Annotated in this window: 19 protein-coding genes; 8 read left to right on the plus strand and 11 right to left on the minus strand. The window is 73.3% G+C overall.

The features are described 5' to 3' along the window. Positions 1–272: transposase family protein (locus Ae331Ps2_RS32630; RefSeq protein ID WP_139319265.1), on the plus strand; the 272-nt coding region annotated here is incomplete at its 5' end. A gap of 8 nt (positions 273–280) precedes the next feature. Here the strand turns inward: Ae331Ps2_RS32630 and Ae331Ps2_RS20620 are convergent. From Ae331Ps2_RS20620 to Ae331Ps2_RS20635, 3 genes are all read right to left on the minus strand, one after another. After that, entirely contained in the window at positions 281–973 is a 693-nt protein-coding gene (locus tag Ae331Ps2_RS20620) for a maleylpyruvate isomerase family mycothiol-dependent enzyme (protein WP_075311967.1), read from the minus strand. Between the two features lie 168 nt (positions 974–1,141). Beyond that, positions 1,142–1,681, minus strand: a complete 540-nt coding sequence (locus Ae331Ps2_RS20625; RefSeq protein ID WP_075306991.1) for a pyridoxamine 5'-phosphate oxidase family protein — start codon at positions 1,679–1,681, stop codon at positions 1,142–1,144. A 553-nt stretch (positions 1,682–2,234) separates the two neighbouring features. Continuing rightward, positions 2,235–3,224: an NADP-dependent oxidoreductase gene (locus Ae331Ps2_RS20635; protein ID WP_075306988.1), complete on the minus strand. Its 990-nt coding sequence runs from the start codon at positions 3,222–3,224 to the stop codon at positions 2,235–2,237. Positions 3,225–3,305: 81 nt separating this feature from the next. Here Ae331Ps2_RS20635 and Ae331Ps2_RS20640 point away from each other — a divergent pair, with 81 nt between their 5' ends. After that, entirely contained in the window at positions 3,306–3,899 is a 594-nt protein-coding gene (locus tag Ae331Ps2_RS20640) for a TetR/AcrR family transcriptional regulator (RefSeq protein ID WP_075306986.1), read from the plus strand. 522 nt (positions 3,900–4,421) lie between these two features. Here Ae331Ps2_RS20640 and Ae331Ps2_RS20645 read toward each other — a convergent pair. The 3 genes from Ae331Ps2_RS20645 to Ae331Ps2_RS20655 form a co-directional block, all read right to left on the minus strand. Then, positions 4,422–5,816, minus strand: coding sequence for an FAD-dependent oxidoreductase (locus tag Ae331Ps2_RS20645; RefSeq protein WP_139318753.1), 1,395 nt, complete (start codon positions 5,814–5,816; stop codon positions 4,422–4,424). 246 nt (positions 5,817–6,062) lie between these two features. Next, on the minus strand, positions 6,063–6,755 hold the full coding sequence (locus Ae331Ps2_RS20650) for an Ltp family lipoprotein (RefSeq protein ID WP_083695812.1): 693 nt from the start codon (positions 6,753–6,755) through the stop codon (positions 6,063–6,065). 105 nt (positions 6,756–6,860) lie between these two features. After that, complete coding sequence (locus Ae331Ps2_RS20655; RefSeq protein WP_233147581.1) at positions 6,861–7,442, minus strand: AAA family ATPase; 582 nt, start codon at positions 7,440–7,442, stop codon at positions 6,861–6,863. Between the two features lie 187 nt (positions 7,443–7,629). Between Ae331Ps2_RS20655 and Ae331Ps2_RS20660 the strand changes: the two genes are divergently transcribed. After that, on the plus strand, positions 7,630–8,379 hold the full coding sequence (locus tag Ae331Ps2_RS20660) for an alpha/beta hydrolase (protein ID WP_075306982.1): 750 nt from the start codon (positions 7,630–7,632) through the stop codon (positions 8,377–8,379). Positions 8,380–8,418: 39 nt separating this feature from the next. Here Ae331Ps2_RS20660 and Ae331Ps2_RS20665 read toward each other — a convergent pair whose 3' ends face one another. Further along, positions 8,419–9,390, minus strand: a complete 972-nt coding sequence (locus tag Ae331Ps2_RS20665) for a LysR family transcriptional regulator (RefSeq protein WP_075306980.1) — start codon at positions 9,388–9,390, stop codon at positions 8,419–8,421. A gap of 87 nt (positions 9,391–9,477) precedes the next feature. On the opposite strand from Ae331Ps2_RS20665, the gene Ae331Ps2_RS20670 reads away from it, so the two are divergent. The 3 genes from Ae331Ps2_RS20670 to Ae331Ps2_RS20680 are packed head-to-tail and all read left to right on the plus strand — an operon-like array spanning position 9,478 to position 12,399. Next, entirely contained in the window at positions 9,478–10,356 is an 879-nt protein-coding gene (locus Ae331Ps2_RS20670) for an alpha/beta hydrolase (RefSeq protein ID WP_233147580.1), read from the plus strand. After that, positions 10,353–11,723: an MFS transporter gene (locus Ae331Ps2_RS20675; protein ID WP_075306978.1), complete on the plus strand. Its 1,371-nt coding sequence runs from the start codon at positions 10,353–10,355 to the stop codon at positions 11,721–11,723. The genes Ae331Ps2_RS20670 and Ae331Ps2_RS20675 overlap by 4 nt, the downstream gene beginning before the upstream one ends. Continuing rightward, positions 11,716–12,399: a nitroreductase family protein gene (locus Ae331Ps2_RS20680; protein WP_075306976.1), complete on the plus strand. Its 684-nt coding sequence runs from the start codon at positions 11,716–11,718 to the stop codon at positions 12,397–12,399. Before Ae331Ps2_RS20675 ends, Ae331Ps2_RS20680 begins: the two co-directional genes overlap by 8 nt. 20 nt (positions 12,400–12,419) lie before the next feature. Here the strand turns inward: Ae331Ps2_RS20680 and Ae331Ps2_RS20685 are convergent, their stop codons facing one another. Beyond that, entirely contained in the window at positions 12,420–13,127 is a 708-nt protein-coding gene (locus Ae331Ps2_RS20685; RefSeq protein ID WP_170917050.1) for an AraC family transcriptional regulator, read from the minus strand. Positions 13,128–13,201: 74 nt separating this feature from the next. Between Ae331Ps2_RS20685 and Ae331Ps2_RS20690 the strand changes: the two genes are divergently transcribed. Further along, the gene (locus tag Ae331Ps2_RS20690; protein ID WP_075306974.1) at positions 13,202–14,215 is read left to right on the plus strand and encodes a pyridoxamine 5'-phosphate oxidase family protein; all 1,014 of its coding nucleotides are present in this window, start codon (positions 13,202–13,204) and stop codon (positions 14,213–14,215) included. A gap of 12 nt (positions 14,216–14,227) precedes the next feature. Here the strand turns inward: Ae331Ps2_RS20690 and Ae331Ps2_RS20695 are convergent, their stop codons facing one another. From Ae331Ps2_RS20695 to Ae331Ps2_RS33445, 3 genes are read right to left on the minus strand one after another with little or no spacing between them, the layout of a single operon-like run. Next, entirely contained in the window at positions 14,228–15,451 is a 1,224-nt protein-coding gene (locus tag Ae331Ps2_RS20695) for a S9 family peptidase (RefSeq protein WP_075306972.1), read from the minus strand. Next, positions 15,448–16,248: an MBL fold metallo-hydrolase gene (locus Ae331Ps2_RS20700; protein ID WP_233147579.1), complete on the minus strand. Its 801-nt coding sequence runs from the start codon at positions 16,246–16,248 to the stop codon at positions 15,448–15,450. Before Ae331Ps2_RS20700 ends, Ae331Ps2_RS20695 begins: the two co-directional genes overlap by 4 nt. Then, entirely contained in the window at positions 16,245–16,640 is a 396-nt protein-coding gene (locus Ae331Ps2_RS33445) for a hypothetical protein (protein ID WP_075306970.1), read from the minus strand. The genes Ae331Ps2_RS20700 and Ae331Ps2_RS33445 overlap by 4 nt, the downstream gene beginning before the upstream one ends. Before the next feature lie 64 nt (positions 16,641–16,704). Between Ae331Ps2_RS33445 and Ae331Ps2_RS20710 the strand changes: the two genes are divergently transcribed. Next, on the plus strand, positions 16,705–17,319 hold the full coding sequence (locus Ae331Ps2_RS20710; protein ID WP_075306968.1) for a TetR/AcrR family transcriptional regulator: 615 nt from the start codon (positions 16,705–16,707) through the stop codon (positions 17,317–17,319).

The raw sequence follows: 17,319 nt of genomic DNA on the forward strand, positions 1-17,319 counted from the left end.
TCCACGCCGCGCTGGGCGACCTCGGCTACGAAGGCGAAGCCGACCGGCTCACCGTGCCCATCAAACTCGCCCCCGGCCGCGGGCAGACGGTCAACCAGCGCACCGTCAACACCCTGCACTCAGCCCTTCGTGCTCTGGCCGAACGCGGAAACGCCCTGCTCAAGACCACCTTCGCCGCGTTGCGGCGAGTCACGCTATGTCCCTGGCGCACCGGCGCGATCACCGCAGCTGCGCTCGTACTACTCCACACCGAGTACGACCGCACGACATGATCAACCCGCTACTGAGAACACCTCAATGTCCGAGACTCCAGTACATCTGCCCCGGGACCGTCGAGACGCTCGAGTAGCGCGGCGCGGCCACAGAGAACGGCGAGCAGGTCGATCCCGGACCCGTTCACTGTTGCGCCTTGTCCCCAGGTGAAGCCGAGATCAGAAGCGTGAAGACGTAGGCCGCTCAGCCGACCACGGGGAACGAAAGCTCTGGCTCGGCTGCTCGTTGCGAACTCCAGGCTGGCCCGGACCGCGTCGGGCGGGGCGCTCCAGGAGAGCCTCAGGGGGACCGCGATGTCGACGGTGTGCACCAGCACGTCGGTCAACGGACCGCGCGGCCCGACTCCGGCGACGGCGAAACGGCTGTCCGCGTTCGCCCGCAGGTTCGCGACCAGATCTGGGAACGGCCGGGTGGCCTCGGCTCGCGAGAGCCTGTCCATGGCCCGGTCGTAGCTGCCCCTCGCACGAACGACTGCGGCGAACAGCCGCGCCTTCGGGGGATCCGACGCCAGCACGAGATGTCCGACGACGTCGCGCACCGACCAGCCGGCACACAAGCTGGGGGTGGCGAGCTGGTCGGAGTCCAGGCCTGCGACCAGGTCGGCGAGACCCAGCCGAGCTCGGCGGATCGCGGCGAACACCTCGTCGTCTGCAGCGTTGGGCTTGCCGTCGGGCTGCTCGCTCGACGTCGACTCGGGCATGGGTTCAGTCCTTCTGTGGCGTTGGTGGCGCAGTATGTGATGAGTCGTGGCACACCGACAGTGGGGGAGCGGGATGAGGTCGGCCTGGTAGTAGCCGAGTTGCTCGGCCACCCGCTTCACCACGCCGTGATCGTGGCCGAGCTCGGCGCGCAGGCCCGCGAACTCGCATCAGATCGGCGGATCTCGATCGAGCAAGCCGACAGGATCGCCGCTGTAGGCGACCATCCAGTGCGGATCGATGCGGAACCACACGTTCTCGTCCCAGAACGGTTTGGCGGGGTCGTCGTCGTAGTGGTCGACGAGGTAGTCGCGGACGGTGGGCCAGGTCGGGTCGCTGCTCGTTCCTTCGGGGTTCAGCGGCACAGCGTTTCCGTGGGTGAAGATGCCGACCTGCTCGCCGCGCATGAAGGTCGCGCTGATGGCGGGCCGCGCCGCGAGGTGACGGGCTTTGGCGGCTCGGCGGTGGGTGCCGATGATCCAGCGGCCGTGCAGGAGGTGTCCGTCGGCGCCGCTGATGCGTGGCTCGCCGCGCTGGGTGACCGTGGCGATGGCCAGTGTGCACATGCCTCGGCAGATCTGGACGACCTGCTCGGCGTCCAAGGTGCTCTCGCCTGGCCGCACGATCGACTTCAGATGGTCGCTGGAGGCGGCCCACGACGTGTCGAGCAGGGTCTGGAGGTCGCGGAGCTCGTTCCGGGTTTCGAACACCCGGCTAGCTCATCAGCTCCCACCGACATCGTCGGCTCAGCGCGGAGTCGGGCTCGGTCGTCGCGATGGGTCCGGTCCGATGCCTACCGTCGCAGAGCGCCGCATACCCGGGCGGACCATGTCGGGTGGACGGGCAGGCCTGCGCCGGCCTGACGGCCGACGTCGCGAACCTCTCGATCGCCGGCCGCACCAGGGCGACCTCCTTCGGCTGCGCGAGGTCGTCCTGGTCACCCCGGAGACGTCGGTGATGGACGACCAGGTCGCCGTGATGCCGGAGATCCCGGGCCACGGCGCGAACGCTTCTCCCGCTACCTCAAACTGGCTGAACGACACCGCGGCATCCTGAACGGGCGCTGCCCGGAGGATGCTTCGGCGGTCACACAGTCGCGCGGGTGAGGTCCGCCCGCACCGTACTGCTGCGGTGTCGTCGCCCGTGACGACCTCACCTCGCTCACGGTCCGCGCAGGCCCTGCCCGGGCCGGAGACGGCGTTGCTGACCTCCGCCTGGGACCGGGGCGTCCCGCAGCTCCGTCCCATGGCCTGCCACACGCCGTCAGGCAGATGGCCGAGGGTGTCCAGGCTCGAGTACGACCTTGCCGTGCGGGTTGCCCAGCAGGCTCAGCGCCACGGCGTCGCGCCATTCGGCGAGCGGGTAGGACCGGGCGATGGGGAGGTGGAACTCGCCTCGCGCGGCGAGCGCCGCGTACGTCGGGAGCAGTTCTGCGAGAGGGGTCAGACCCGGTCGGAACTCGTCGATGTTGACCCGCGCTCCGAGCTCTCGTGCCTCGTCGTGATTGCTGATCGTCATCACGCGGCGCGGATCGTTCCCGGCCAGTTCGATGAGGTCGCGCAGCGTTCCGGGGGCGGGGCGAGCGGTGTCGATCACCACGTCGACGTCGGCTCCGTCGGTGAGCGCGCGCACGCGCTCAGGCATCCCGTCCCCGTAGGAGGTGACGCGCGCACCGAAGCCTTCCAGGTCCGCGGTGAAGGTGGGGCCGGCTGTCGCGATCACGCGTGCGCCGCGGCGCAGCGCGATCTGCACGGCGGCGTACCCGACCATGCCGCCGGCACCGTGGACGAGCAGCGTCGCACCGGGCTGGACGTCGGTGAGCTCGAGCGTCCAGGCCGCTGTCTGCACGGCCATCGGCAGGACTGCCGCCTGCAGCGGATCGAGCCCTTCCGGCACCGGGGACCAGCTGTTGATGATGCTGTACTCAGCCGCGCCGGCGCTGGGCTGCGCCGTGAAGTCGGCCGTGCCGAACACGACATCACCGGGGCGGACCAGCGCAGACTCGTGGTCGACGATGTCGGGGCCGACCGCGTCGACGACACCGGCGACGTCGAACCCGATGCCGCGCGGCAGCCGGCCGGGCATGAACCCGCGGCAGAGTTCCCAGTCCGCGGGGTTGAGCCCCGCGGCGAGGACGCGCACCCGCACCCTGCCGCTCGGCGGGTCAGCGACCTCGACGCGCTCCTCTCGCAGCACGTCGAAGGGCTCCCCGGTCTTGTGGAAACGGATGGCCAAGGCTGAGACAGGGGACATGGCCCGATCCTCTCGTCGGTTTGTGTCAGTCACTGACGCTACCACGAAGTGTCAGTGACTGACATTCGCTAGCATGGTGCGATGCCGAGGAGCGGCGCTCAAGCGCGGGCGAGGTTGCAGGAGGCAGCCCTTGATCTCTACGCGGAGAGGGGATACGAAGCCACGACGACCGCGGAGATCGCTGCGCGCGCGGGAGTGACCGAGCGGACCTACTTCCGCCACTTCGCGGACAAGCGCGAGGTGCTGTTCGACGGCGAGACGGAGCTGCGCGACATCATGGCCGGCGCCATCAGGTCGGCCCCGGGCACGCCGTCACCACTGGATCTGGTTCTGGAGGCGTACCGCGCAGCGATCCCCCTGTTCGTCACGGGTCGCCCGGTTGCCGAGCGGAGGGCGCGCGTCATCGCGACGTCGGCGGCGCTGCAGGAACGAGCGCACGCCAAGTCCGCAGCGCTCACGTCAGCCGTGTGCGTCGCCCTGACGGACCGTCAGATCCCCGAAGCGACAGCGCTCCTGGCGTCACGAGTGGGCGCCGCGGTCTTCGGGTACGCCGCACTCGCCTGGGAAGGCGCCCCAGAGCTCGATCTCTCGGCGCTTCTCGAGCATGCCGCGGAGGAACTGTCGTGCCTCGTCGGCGCACTCAAGCCGGCATCCGCCCCACCTGCTCCGCCGTGACTCCCTCCGCGTCGCCGGGAACCACGAGAGGTGGCCCTGCGCGCCGGAGTGAGCCGGCGGTGATCAACGAACGGCCCCCGGACATCCCGCCCGATGAAGGTCCGGGGGATCCTGATCGGCGTTCCGGGTGGGCATCAGATGGGCGAATCCCACCGCGTTGGTGCTCATCCGAAGCGCGTCGTCCCATCGATGGACGCGCTGTTTCGGGTCGAGGGAGGCGCAGAGTCGGATGCGGAGCCAGTGTCCGGTGAGGCGTCGGAGTGGTCAGTCTCATTGGGACGGGGACGTGCCGAGGACGGGTGTCGTCTGGGCGAAAGCGATCCGCCACCCGTCGCCATGCTTGACCATCAGGTACGTCAGTGCGCCCGAACTCGCTGGCGCCGAGCATCAGAACGTCGGGGTCTTCTATCGGGTTCGTGTGGTCGGTGGTGAAAGGCGGCCCGAGTTGAACGGCGCCACTACCGAGCAGCGCTGACACATGCTACGAGGCGGCCCGTGGCGGCGGCCCCGGTGCAGGGGGGCTCAGCCGACCGGCCTCCCGCGCCCGCCCCGCAGCACCCGAGCCACCGTGCCGGGGCGGGCGAGCACGCTGGGGTGCTCGTGCATCATCGTGACCGCGGACAGGCGCCGGTTCAGCTCAGGATCGGTGAACGACGCGGCCTGCAGTCGTCGTCCGAACCAGGACGCGACCGGGTACCCGCGCGGGTAGGGACCGTCGACGTGCGGCAGCCGCAGGTCGGCCAGGGTCGAGATGCTCCAGGCGGCGTCGACGACGACCTGCACGTCGTCGAGGTAGCCACGGGCGGGCTCCGCCAATGACGGAGCGGAGCGGAGATAGGCCGACAGGCAGGAGGCGTGCAGCGCGGCGGAGGTCATGCCCTGCCCGTAGACGGGGTTGAACGAGGCGATCGCGTCACCGATGGGGATGATGCCGGCGGGCAGCTGTCGAAGAGATGCGGTGTCGCGGCGACGACTGTCGGCCTGGTGGTAGGTGACGACGTCGCCGATCATCCGGGCGCCGGTGGCGATGTCGCCGAAGGCCGCCGGGAAATCCCGGCTGCAGCGCTCGCGGAAGTCTGCGGGGTCGCGAGTGGGCCGGTCGTCGCCGTAGCCGGCGACCAGGACGATCCACCGGTCGTTCTCGACCGCCTGGATCCCGGCCTGACGGGCGACCCGGCCGTCGTCGGCGTCGGAGGTCGCGATCACGACGCCGGCATCGCTGATCGCAGGGTCACGCTCGAACAGGGCGCTGGCGTAGTTCAGCCTGATCGGCATCCGCTGCCAGGTCGGACGCGGATGACCACCCTGGCCCAGCCACTCGGCGAGCCTGCTCGACCGGCCGGTGGCGTCGACGACCAGATCCGCGGGCTCGGTCACGACCTCGTCCCCGACCCGCACCCGGGCCCCGGACACCCGCGCGCCGTCGAACACCAGCCCCTCGGCACGACCTGCGACCACACGGATCCCGGGGACGGCGGTGGTGGCCCGCCGGACCAGGTTCTCGAGGAAGGGGCGGGTCGTCACCAGGGTCGGCTCGTCCTGCGGCGTGGCGGGGAGCGGGCGGAGGCGGCCGTTGACCCAGAGCTCCACCGTGGCGGGGTCGGGCGGCACTGCGCCCTCGCGGATCGCGGTCGCGGTGATGCCGGGGAACCAGCGTTCGAGCTGGACCTGCCCGGCGGGCAGCAGCGCGTGCACCTGCCCGCCCTGCGGGACGCCGGGCCGGGGCTCCGGGCCGGTCGGGTCACCGTCGGGGTCGACGAGCAGGACCTCCTCGGCGTGGTCGGCGAGCACGCGCGCAGCGAGCATCCCGGCGATGCTCGCCCCGAGCACCACGGCGCGGCCCATGACGGTCCGTGGTCCCCGTGGTGGGTCTGCGGTGGCGATCTCGGCGAACACGCGGGCCGGGGGGCGGGGCACGGACGGCCTCCAGGGGATCGGTGGGTCCGGTCTGAGGACCGAGCCTACGTCGCCCCGTCCGTTCCCCGGTGTGACGACGGGGCGGGGTCGGTTCCCCCGGTGTCACAGATCGATGTGCAGGAGCGGGCAGCCCGAACGGCACGGACGGGAACGACACCGGAGAGGGTGTTCGAGAAGGTCCATCGTGGATGTCGTCCATCGCCCGTCCCCGTGCGTCCGAGGACGAGGACTGCTCGACGTCGAAGGTCAGAGCCCGACCGCGTCCGCGCCGTGCTTGGCCTGCGCAGCGGTGAAGCCCTCGAACTTCAGCTGGTCGATCAGACCCTGCCGGGAGAACGAGCTGAACTCCATGTAGCTCTTCGCGGACCGTGCCGCCTGCTCGTCCCAGTCGACGGTCACGTGGTCGACGGCATACGTCGCGTCGGCGCTGGAGAAGTGCTCGAACTCGAGCTGCTTGATGAGACCCGTCCGCGAGAACGAGCTGAAGTCGAGGTAGCCCTCGGCCGACTCGACGGCGTTCTGTCGGCTCACCGACAGCGCGGGCACGGCCGGGGCGGCGTAGGTCTCGGGAGCGGACGCCGCGCTGCTCGGTGCCGGGGCGATCACCGCCGGCGGCGCGGCGGCCACGGTGGACGGCACGACGACGGGTGCGGTGGACGGGGCCGCAGCGATGGGGGACGCCGCGTCTCCGTCGCCCGAGCCTACGGCAGCTGCGGCGGCGACGATCACCACGGCGAGCCCGCCGACGACGAACGGCCACTTCCGTCGTCGAGCCGGAGCCGGAGCCGGGTGAAGGGGCGGTTGCTGCGCCCAGGGTGCGGTCGGGAGGTTCCGCTGCTGCGGGATCCGGCCCGGCGGCGGGTACTGGCCGGGCGGCACGCCGTGGCCGGCCGGGGTGGTGCTCCAGGAGGGGCCCTGTGGGGTCTGCGGGGTCGTCATGGCCCCTATGTCGCGCGAGACGACCGAGTGTTGCCGGGTGCGGCGGCGGATCCCCAGAATTGGGGAAGGGGTGTCGTGAAGCCGGTGGCTTCCCTGGTGCCCCTGTCAGGAGAGCCCGGTCCCGCGCAGTGAGTGCTGGAGCGGCCCGGCGACCCAGTCGTCGACCTCGCGCGGTGACCGCAGCCGTACCACCGTCAGCGCCGGGTGCTCCCGGGCGACCGCGGGTACCAGCTCCCGGTACTTGTGCCGGGTCGCGACGGCCCAGCGCACGATGTTCTCCCGGTCGACGAGCAGCCGGCGCAGCGGAGGCTCGACGTTGCCGTTCCACAGCACCTCACGGCGGCGGCTGCGCCGCCACGTCCGCCGCAGCACACGGGGGAACGTGACGGTCCAGAACGGCAGGTCGAGCCAGACGAGCAGGTCCGCGCGGGCCGCCAGGCGCGGGCGCGCCGTGCCGTACTGCCACTCGGTGACCCACGTGTCGGCGGCGGTGAACCGGTCGACGTCGTCGAGGAAGGACGGGCGCGGCGTCCAGCCGGGGCCGTGGAACAGCGCGTCGATGTCGGTGTGCGGACCGCCCGTCACCGTGGCGAGGCGGGCGGCGAGCGTCGTCTTCCCGGATCCGGAGACCCCTGCGACGAGGATGCGGCGCGGCCGGGTGGGCAACGGGTCGTCCCAGCGCAGCACCCCTACACCGTACGGCCGGAATGCGACGGGAAATCCGTGCGACGAGGGCGCGGATCGCGGCTAGCGTGCGACCGACCGTGCACCGACCCGAGGAGGTGAGTCCCGTGACCGCGGTACCGACACGGGCGCTCCCACCCGGACGGCAGGCCGTCCCGGAGCGCCGCGAGCACTCCCGGAAGGCACGACCATGCATGTCATCAGCACCGAGCACCTCGACGACCACCTGACCGAACACCGGTTCACCCTCGACGGTGTCCCCGGCGTTCTCTGGTCACCCCGCACGACCGGCGGCCCGACCCCGCTGGTCCTGCTGGGCCACCCCGGCGACCTGGCACGCATGCACCCGAGGCTGCTCGGGCGGGCCCGCTCCTGCGTCGCCGACGGGTACACCGCCGCGACCCTGGAGCTGCCCGGTGCCGGCGGACGACCCCGCCTGCCCGCCGTCGACGCCGCCCGCGCCGAGCTGCGCCGGGCGGTCCGGGCGGGCGAACCCGTTCCCGACGCCGTCGTCGAACGGCTGGTCACACCGCTGGTCGAGGCGTCGGTCCCGGAGTGGCGGACGCTGCTCGACGCGCTGCCCGGGCACGACCCGGTCGCCTGGTCGGGCGGGATCACCGCGATCGGTGTCCGGATGGCGCTGGAGCCGCGGATCGCGGCGGCGCTGCTGTTCGCCGGTAGCCGGCTGCCGCGCGCGACCCTGGACGAGGCCCGGCGGGTCACCGTCCCGCTGCTGATGCTGCTGCAGTGGGACGACGAGGGCAACGACCGCCGGCAGGCTCTCGACCTGTTCGACGCGCTCGGCAGTGACGCGCTCGGCAGGACTGAGAAGACGTTGCACGCCAACACCGGCGGGCACACCGGCGTTCCCGCGTTCGAGGGTGGCGACGCGGCCCGGTTCCTCGCCCGGCACCTGCGGTGCCGGGGCCGGTCCGGATGACCCGGTGCCCGTGGCCGGCCGAATCGGACGAGGCCGTCGTCAGAGGGCCCCGACGCCGGGGTGGTGGGAGAGGATCCGGTCCAGCCGCGACCCGACCTCGTCGCAGTTGAGCCGCACGACGTCCAGGAAGGCCGCGAGGACGGGCGAGTCGTCCGACGCCCGGAACGACAGCTGCAGGTCGGGAAGGCGGACGGCCGGTGTGACGTCGCAGAACCGGACGTCGTCGCGGGCCAGCAGCCGCATCCGCGACGGCCCCAGCCCCACACCGACGCCGCACGCGGCGAGGCCGACGATCGTGTGGATGTCACGGGCGGTCGCGGCGCCGTCCAGTGCCGTCGGTGCGTCCGCGAAGACGGTCTTCGGTGCGTCCGCGAAGACGGTCTGCAGCCAGGCCCCGACCCCCGGCTCGTCGGCTCTGCCGGACACGACGAGCCGCTCGCCGGCGAGCTGTTCGATGGTGACCGACCTCGTCCCCGCGAAGGGGTGCGTCACGGCGACGGCGGCGACGAGGTCGTCGGTGCCGATGGGCACCGTGACGAGCTCCTCGGCCCCCGGGCCCCGGGGTGCCCCGCGGCCGACGGCGACGTCGAGCTCGCCCGCGAGCAGACCCGCGACGCCCGCCGGGGTTCCCGTCTCGAGTGCCTCGAGCCGGAAGTCCGGCCGGGCGCGCTGGAACCTGCCGAGCACCCCGGGCAGCGGTGCGAGCAGCGCCGAGCCGATGAAACCCAGCCGGAGCCGCCCGGTCTCCCCGCGTGCGGCTCGTCCGGCGTCCACGACGGCTCCGCCCATCTCGTCGAGCGCGCTCCGGGCGCGCGCGAGGAACGCCGTGCCGGCCGCGGTCGGGAACACCCCCTTCGGCGTGCGGTCGAACAGCCGCTCGCCGACCTCGCGTTCGAGGGCGGCGATCTGGGAGGACAGCGGCGGCTGTGCGATCCCCAGCGACGCGGCCGCCCGGCCGAAGTGCCGGTGCTCGGCGAGCGCCTGCGCGTACCGCAGATGACGTGCTTCCACCCGCGCCACGATAGCTCGGAGGTATCGTGCTGCCGTACGTGAGATATGAAGGTGGATGACACCGGCCGGTGCCGGTGTGGTGGGGGCGTGTCCGCAGAACCGAAGACCTCCCTGAACCATCCCGCCACCGGCACCTCCGTCGTGCTCCTGCACGGTGCCTGGCACTCCTCGCTGCACTGGGGCCCGGTGCGGACGGTGCTGGCCCGGCACGGGCTGACGAGCCACGCCCTCGAGATGCCGGGGCACGGCCTCGACGCCCCGTACCCGTCGGGCTACCTCCTCCCGGGGCAGCCGGGGCTCACGACGGAGCGTTCCGGGCTGGCCGACCTCACCCCCGACGTCGTCGTGAAGGACCTGCTGGGGCAGCTCGCGGACATCCGGCGGCGCACCGCCCGGCTGGTGCTGGTCGCCCACAGTGCCGGTGGCGGGCCCGCGTCCGCCGTCCTCGAACAGGAGCCGGGCCTCGTCGACCACGTCGTGTACCTGTCGGCGTTCGTCCCCGCGGGCCGTCCCCGGTTCACCGACTACATCGGCGCGCCGGAGAACGCCCACGCCACGCACGCACCCCGGATCGGTGACCCGGACCGGATCGGCGCGATGCGGATCAATCCCCTGTCCCACGACCCCGCCGAGGTCGAGGCGATCCGCACCTCGTTCCTGCACGACTGGCCGGCCGGGCGGCCCGCCTGGCGGTCGCTGCTGCAGCCCGACGAGACGACGGCGATCCTCTCCGACCCGTTCGCCGTCACCGCCGGCCGGTGGGGCACCGTGCCCCGCAGCTACGTCCGGCTCACCGACGACCGCGCCCTCCCCGTGGCGACCCAGGACCTGATGATCGCCGAGGCCGACCGGGCCGCTCCCGGCCGCGGGTTCGAGGTGCACTCGTTGCCCGGCGGCCACTCGCCCTTCCTGACCCGTCCCGACGAGCTCGGCGGGCTGCTCGCCGACCTCGCCACCCGGCGATGAGGCGCCTCGCGCTGCCCGTCCTGCTCTCGGGCACGTTCGTGCAGCTCATGAGCGTCACGGTGATGCAGATCGTCGTGCCCGACGTCCGCGCTGACCTGGCTGCGGGCGCGGGCGCCGGTCAGCTGGTCGTCGCCGGCTACACCCTGACCTTCGCCTGCACCCTGATCACCGCCGCGCGCCTGGGCGACCGCTGGGGGCACCGTCGCCTGTTCGTCGTCGGGACCGCGATCTTCACCGCGGCCGCCGCCACCGGCGCGCTCGCCCCCGACGCCGACGTCCTCGTCGTCGCACGGCTGGTGCAGGGCATCGGCAGCGGGTTGGTCGCGCCGCAGGTCCTGTCGATCATCCAGCGGTCGGTGGACCCCGGGCGGCGGGCCCGGGCGCTGTCCTGGTTCGGCGCGACGATGGCCGTCGCCTCGTTGGCCGGCCCGGTGCTCGGTGGGGTGCTGCTCGAGCTCGACCCGCTCGGCGCCGGATGGCGTGCGGCCCTGGCCGTGACCGTCCCGGTGGGGGTGGCCGCGCTGGTCCTGTGGCCCGTGCTCCCGCGGACCGGGGGAGGGGTCGCCGACCGGGTCCCGCTCGACGTCGCCGGGGCCCTGCTCAGCGTGACGGGTCTGTCCGCCGTCGTGCTCCCCCTGGCGCTCGGCGGGGAACAGGGGTGGCCGATGTGGACCCGGGTGTCGTTCGCGGCGGCGGTGGTCCTGCTGTCGGCCCTGGTCGTCCAGCAGCGTCGCGCCGCGTATCCGCTGGTCCAGCCGGCAGCGCTGGGCACCGCCACCGCCCGCCTCGGCATCGGGGTCGTGCTGGTGTTCAACGCGGGGGTGCCGTCCTTCGTCCTGCTGCTGTCGCTGCACCTGCAGGGGCCCGTCGGGTTCGGTCCGCTGCGCACGGCCGGGACGATCGCGACCTACGCCGTCGGGGCGCTCGCCGGGAGCGCGCTCGCCGAGCCGCTCGCGCGGCGGCGGGACGTGTCGATGCTCGCCGGCGCATCGCTCGTGCTCGCCGCGGTGTGCGGTGCGACCGTCGTCGTGGTCGACCACCCCGGCCCCGCGCTCTGGACCGTGCTGGCCCTGGGCGGGATCGCGTTCGGCGCGTTCACCGCCTCGGCCTTCACCCTCGTCCTGGCCGAGGTGCCGGCCGGAGCGGTGGGCACGGTGTCCGGGCTGCTGCCCACGGCGCAGCAGCTGGGCGGGACGATCGGGGTGGCGCTCTGCGGCGCTGCCTACACCGCCGGGGCCGTGCCGTCGTTCGGGCGTGCCGGCGCCTACCAGGTCACGGTGTTCCTGCTCGCCGCGGCCGTCGCCGTGGCCCTCACCCGCGCGACCCGTTCGCGCACCGCCCCCGAGTTGGAGGCCCGTCATGGATGAGGACACGGCCGGTACGACGGCGGCCGACCACCAGGTCCTGGACCTGTCGGCCGAGGAGCTGCTCACCACGACGCGGTCGGTGCGGCGGCGGCTGGATCTGGACAGGCCGGTCGATCCCGCCCTGCTGCGGCGCTGCATCGAGATCGCCACCCAGGCGCCCACCGGTCGGCACGAGCAGGGCTGGCACTTCGTGGTCGTCACCGACCCGTCGGTGCGCACCCGGCTCGCCGACCTCTGGCGTGCGGGCATCGGCCGCGGTGACAGCCCGATGTCGACCGAGGAGCTGCGCCGCGCCCACGTCCGCCCGGGTGCGATGGAGAAGGTGTGGGACGGGCTCGGCCACCTGTCCCAGAACCTGGACCGGGTCCCGGCACTGGTGATCCCCTGCATCGAAGGCCGTACCGACGGCCTCGGGGCGGACCGGCAGGCATCCCGGTGGGGGTCGCTGTTCCCCGCGGTGTGGAGCTTCATGCTGGCCGCACGTCTGCACGGGCTCGGCACCGTCCTGACCACCGGCACCATGGCCGTCGAGCGCGACGCGGCCGCCCTGCTCGGCATCCCCTACGAGTCGGTGATGCAGGCGGCGTTGATCCCGGTCGCGTACACCGTCGGCACGGAGTTCCGCCCGGCGACGCGCATCCCGGTGGACGAGGTCGTGCACTGGGACCGGTGGTAGAGCGGGTCCCGCGCTGCGTGTCAACCGAGGTCGCTCGGGGCCCGGCCGGTCACTCGTCGGAACGCCTCGGCGAACGCACCGGGCTTGCGGTAGCCGACCGCCCGGGCCGTCGCCCCGACCGACGTGCCGCGTGCGAGCAGGACCAGCGCCGCACGGACGCGGGCGTGGGTGCGCCACTGGGCGAAGGTCATGCCCGTCTCGGCTCGGAACAGCCGGGTCGGCGTGCGGACGCCGGCGGCGACGTGGTCGGCCCAGGCAGCCAGATCACGGTCGTCCGCGGGGTCGGCGACCAGGGCGTCGGTGATGGTCCGCAGCCGTGGGTCGTCGGGGACCGGCAGGGTGAAGGTGGTGCTCGGGACGGGTTCGAGCAACGTGACGAGCAGCTGCTCGGCCCGGTCCCGCGCGGCGGTGCCGGGGGTGCCCAGGTGCACGATGAGCTCCCGGATCAAGGGGGTGACCAGCACTCCGGTCGGTTCGGTCCACGGTGTGGTCCCGGTGAGGATCACGCCGTAGCCGAGTCCGCCGCTGACCACCTCGATCGCGTGCGGCACCCCGGCGGGCATCCACAACGCATGCGTGGGGGGCACGAGCCAGTCGCGTTCGGACGTGTGGTGGGTGACCGTCGCGGACGCCGACCAGCTGAGCAGATGGAAGTCGTGCGTGTGCAGGTCGAAGGAGAACCCGTCGTCGAACCGAGTCCGCGCGGTCGCGAGCACGGTCCCGGACACGCGCACCTCCGGTTGGCCGTCTCACGGCCATGATCGGCCACCTACCGCACGAGCGCCATCCTAGCGTCGACGACATGCAGACGCTCAGGACGACCGACGAGGTCGACGCCCTCATCGGCACCCCGCCGAGACCGGTGGTGCTCAAGTCGACAGCGGTGCTCGACGACGGCTGCCGCGAGATCTTCGCCGCCGCCCCGGTCGTCGCCGTCGGCACCCGGGCCGGCACCGTGCTCGCCGGCGGGTGGCCCGGTGTCGTCCGCGCCGAGTCCGCCACGCTGCTGTCGGTGCCGCTGGACGACGTGCCCGCGCCCGGGACGGGGGTGTCGATGCTGTTCCTGATCCCCGGCCTCGGCGAGACCTTCCGGTGCAACGGCGTCGCGGAGGGGACCCGCGACGGCCGGGTCGAGGTCCGGCTGGAGGAGGGCTACGTGCACTGCGCGCGCTGCGTGCTGCGGTCCGAGCTGTGGACGGCGGTGCCGGACCCGGTTCGCGTGACCCCGCCCGCGAGCGGCCCGCTCGCCGAGCCGGGGGTCGCGGAGTTCCTCGCGATGACCCCGTTCCTGGTCATCACCTCACACGACAGCGACGGCCGTCACGACACCAGCCCGCGGGGGGACCGGCCGACCCTGCTGCGGCTGCTCGACGGGCACACGGTCGCGTTCCCCGAGCGCCGCGGCAACCGGCGGGCCGACACCCTGCACAACCTCATGAGCTGCCCCGAGGTCTCGCTGCTCGCCGTCGTACCCGGTCGCGGCGACGTCGTCCGGCTCACCGGTACGGCGCGGGTGAGCGTGGAGCCGGCGCTGCTCGCGACGATGGCGCTGCGGGACAGGGCGCCCGACGCCGCCGTCGTGGTGGAGGTCGCGACCGCCGATCTCGTGCGCAGTCCTGCCGTCGACGCCCTCTGGGCCGGGCCGGCGGTGAACGGCCCGGACCTCACCGCGATCGGCGCCGCGCACCTGGCCGCCCGGGGTGGACGCGCCGCACGAGTGGTCGCCCGCGGGCTGGCCACCGCCACGAGCGGGCTCACCCGACGCGCGCTGGATGCGAGCTACCGCTCCGCACTGCGCGACGAGGGCTACGAGTAGGGACCCCCGTTCTCACCCGGCGAGGGTGACCTCCCCCGAGGGCAGGACGAGCAGGTTCTCCGTCGTCGGGGTACGGCCGCGGAGGCGGTCGTGCAGCCATTCGACCTGCAGGGCCCGCCAGCCGGGCCCGAACGCGACCGACGAGGCCTCGGTCATCGAGTGCCGGGCGCCCGCGTAGAGGGTGACCGAGGTCGGGGAGGTGCAGCGTCGCGTCATCTCGTGGACCCACGAGGAGGGGGACAGGTCGTCCGCCGCGCCGCCGACGATCTGCCACGGCACCGGCATCGTCTCGGCGTGGGGTCGCAGGTCGTACCGGGCGGCCATCGCGTCGAAGGCGTCCTCGTCGTCGTAGAGCCCGGCCATCCACATGTGGCGCGCCTTGAACGTCGGCGGGGCCTCCTCGAAGATCGTGTGGGCGCCCGGTTCGAAGCAGGGCAGCGCCACCGAGCAGCCGAGCAGATCGGGTTGCCCGGACGCGAGCTGGGACATCCAGAACGACCCGAAGCTGGTGCCCGACGCCACGACGCGGGTGGCGTCGAGGTCGTGACGGCCGCGGATCCAGCCCATCACGGCGTCGCCGGCCTCGGCCCAGGCGGTGGGGGTGACGTGGACACCACGGATCGCCGCCTCGCCCTGGCCGGGGCCGTCCAGAGCGAGCACGGCGACGCCGCGGGCGAGCCACGGGCTGCCGGTGCGGGCGACCAGCATCTCGCGGGGTGCGTCCATGCCCCCGATGGCCAGCACCGTGGGCAGCGGACCCTCGGCGCCGCGGGGGAGATGGAGCCATCCGGGCAGTGCGGCGTCACCGAACGGGACGTCGACCCGTTCGACACGGTGTGCGGCGCGGCGGGCCCACGCCAGGTAGGCGGCGTTCTTGCGCTCATCGAGCTCACGGGCCAGCCCGTCGTCCTCCCAGACCGGCCAGCAGGCGAGCGACCACATCTGGGCCGCGGCGAAGTGGTGCACCGCGGCGCTGTCCGGGTGGCCGCGCCGCTCGGCGTCCTCGGCCCGGCGCGCGCGTCGCTCGGCGAACGACCGCACCACCGGGACGAAGTCCGCGAGCTTGTTGATCCCCGCCCGGAGCGCGGCCGTCTCGGCCGGCGCGAGCTCGTCGCCGACGGCACCCAGGTGGTAGCCCAGCCGGGGCTGGTCGAACTCGACGTCGCGGACCCGCAGGGCCTCGTCGACCAGCCACCGCTGTTCCCGGAACCGCCGTGGTCCCCGTCCTCGGGTCATCGTCGTCCTCTCGTCGTGCGCGGGCCGCCACCCGGCGGGGCACCGGCCGCCCGGTCCACGGCGGCGCGCAGCGGTCCGCGGTGTGCCGGGCCGTGCCCGGGCAGCAGCAGGTCGGCGTCCACGCCGGCCAGAGCGCCCAGCGCCGCCCGCATCTCCTCGTCGGTCCCGTGGTTGAACCACGCCGGGAGCAGCTGTGGCCCGGTCGCCGGGGAGAGTGCGTGCCCGGTGACGAGGCTGTCGCCGGTGATCACGGCACCCGAGGCCGGGAGGTGGAAGGCGGTGTGGCCGGACGTGTGACCTCCGGTCGGCACCGGTACGGGAGACCCGGGGAGGTCGAGGGCGCCGCTGGTCGGGAACGGCTGCGCATGAGCGGCGGCGACGTCCCGGCCCGCCCCGGCCCGGGCGACGCGCACCGCCCACGGCAGGACGGCCGGCCGCCAGAGCCCGGCGACCACCCGCGCGGGAGTCAGCTGTTCCCGGCGCTCGCGACGGGCGTGCGCCACCTCGACCGGGTGCAGGAGGACCGGGGTGCCGTACCGGGCGTGGAAGGGGTTGACCGCGCCGAGGTGGTCGACGTGGGCGTGGGTCACCAGGATGGCGACCACGTCCTGCGGACGGAGGCCGAGGGTCGCGATGGAGAACTCGACGGCCGCCACGTCCCCGGGGTAGCCGCCGTCGACCAGGGTGAGGGCGTCGCCCTCGCGGAGCAGGACCCAGTTGACGTCGGTCCCCGTCACGAGGACGGTGCCCCGGTCCACCTGCTCCACCAGCGGCGGCCCGGCCGGTCGCGGTCTCACCGCTCGTCGGGGCCGCGAGGGGCGGGCCGCGGTGCGGCCAGGGCCGCGACGCCGGCGGTGATCCCGACCGCGTTCAGCCCCGCCCCGAACCAGTTGCTCCCACTGCGCGGTGACCGCAGGGCGGCGGCGAGGTGGTTGAGCCCGAACAGGGTCGACAGCACCGCGAAGCCGCGGACCTGCGCGCGGTCGGCCTCGGGTCCCAGCCCGGCCAGCCCGGCCGCGGTCACGAGGGTCCCGACGTTCCAGACGGCGATCTCGCGCTGCCATCCGGCGTTGCGGCCCCACGCGGCGCCCCGGGCGAACCGGCGGCCGAAGACCCCCTGCAGGACCGCGGCGAGTGAGAAGCCCGCGATCCACACGTTCCGCGCGGTGCGGACCGACGGCCTGCGCATCGTCGTACCCCCGCTTGTTGAACCCACGTACAACAAGGGCCGACGCTAGTAAGCTGCCACTCCCATGTCAAACAGCCCGTCCGGGCCGGCGTTCCGGCGGCTGGACACCGAGACCCGTCGCCGGCAGCTGCTCGCGGCCGGGGCGTCGCTGTTCGCGACGCAGCCCTACGACGAGGTCTGGGTCGACGACGTCGCCCGGGCGGCGGGGATCAGCCGCGGGCTGCTCTACCACTACTTCGGGAGCAAGCGCGGTTTCCTGTCCGCCGTCGTCGAGCAGGAGGCCGCGACGCTCCTCGCCGTCACCGAACCCGACGACCGCCTGCCACCGGCGGAGCGGCTGCGGGCCGTGCTCGACGCCTACCTGGACTACGTCGAGGCCCACCCGCACGGCTACCGCGCCCTGTTCCGGGGCGCGCTCGGAGCCGACACGGCCATCCGGTCCATCGTGGACGGGAACCTGGCCCGCCAGCAGGAGCGGGTGCTGCGGGCCGTGGTCGGCTCCGGCCCCACGCCGGAACCGGTGCGGCTGGCCGTGCGCGGCTGGCTGTCGTTCCTCGTCGCCGTCTGTCTCGACTGGCTGGAGAACCCGGTCCTCGACCGGGCCGCGGTGCGTGAGCTCTGCGCGGACACGCTGACCGGGGCGCTCCGCGCGAGCGGCCACGGGACGCCGACCGGCTGA

The sequence above is a fragment of the Pseudonocardia sp. Ae331_Ps2 genome (genome assembly GCF_001932405.1).
Classification (GTDB): domain Bacteria; phylum Actinomycetota; class Actinomycetes; order Mycobacteriales; family Pseudonocardiaceae; genus Pseudonocardia.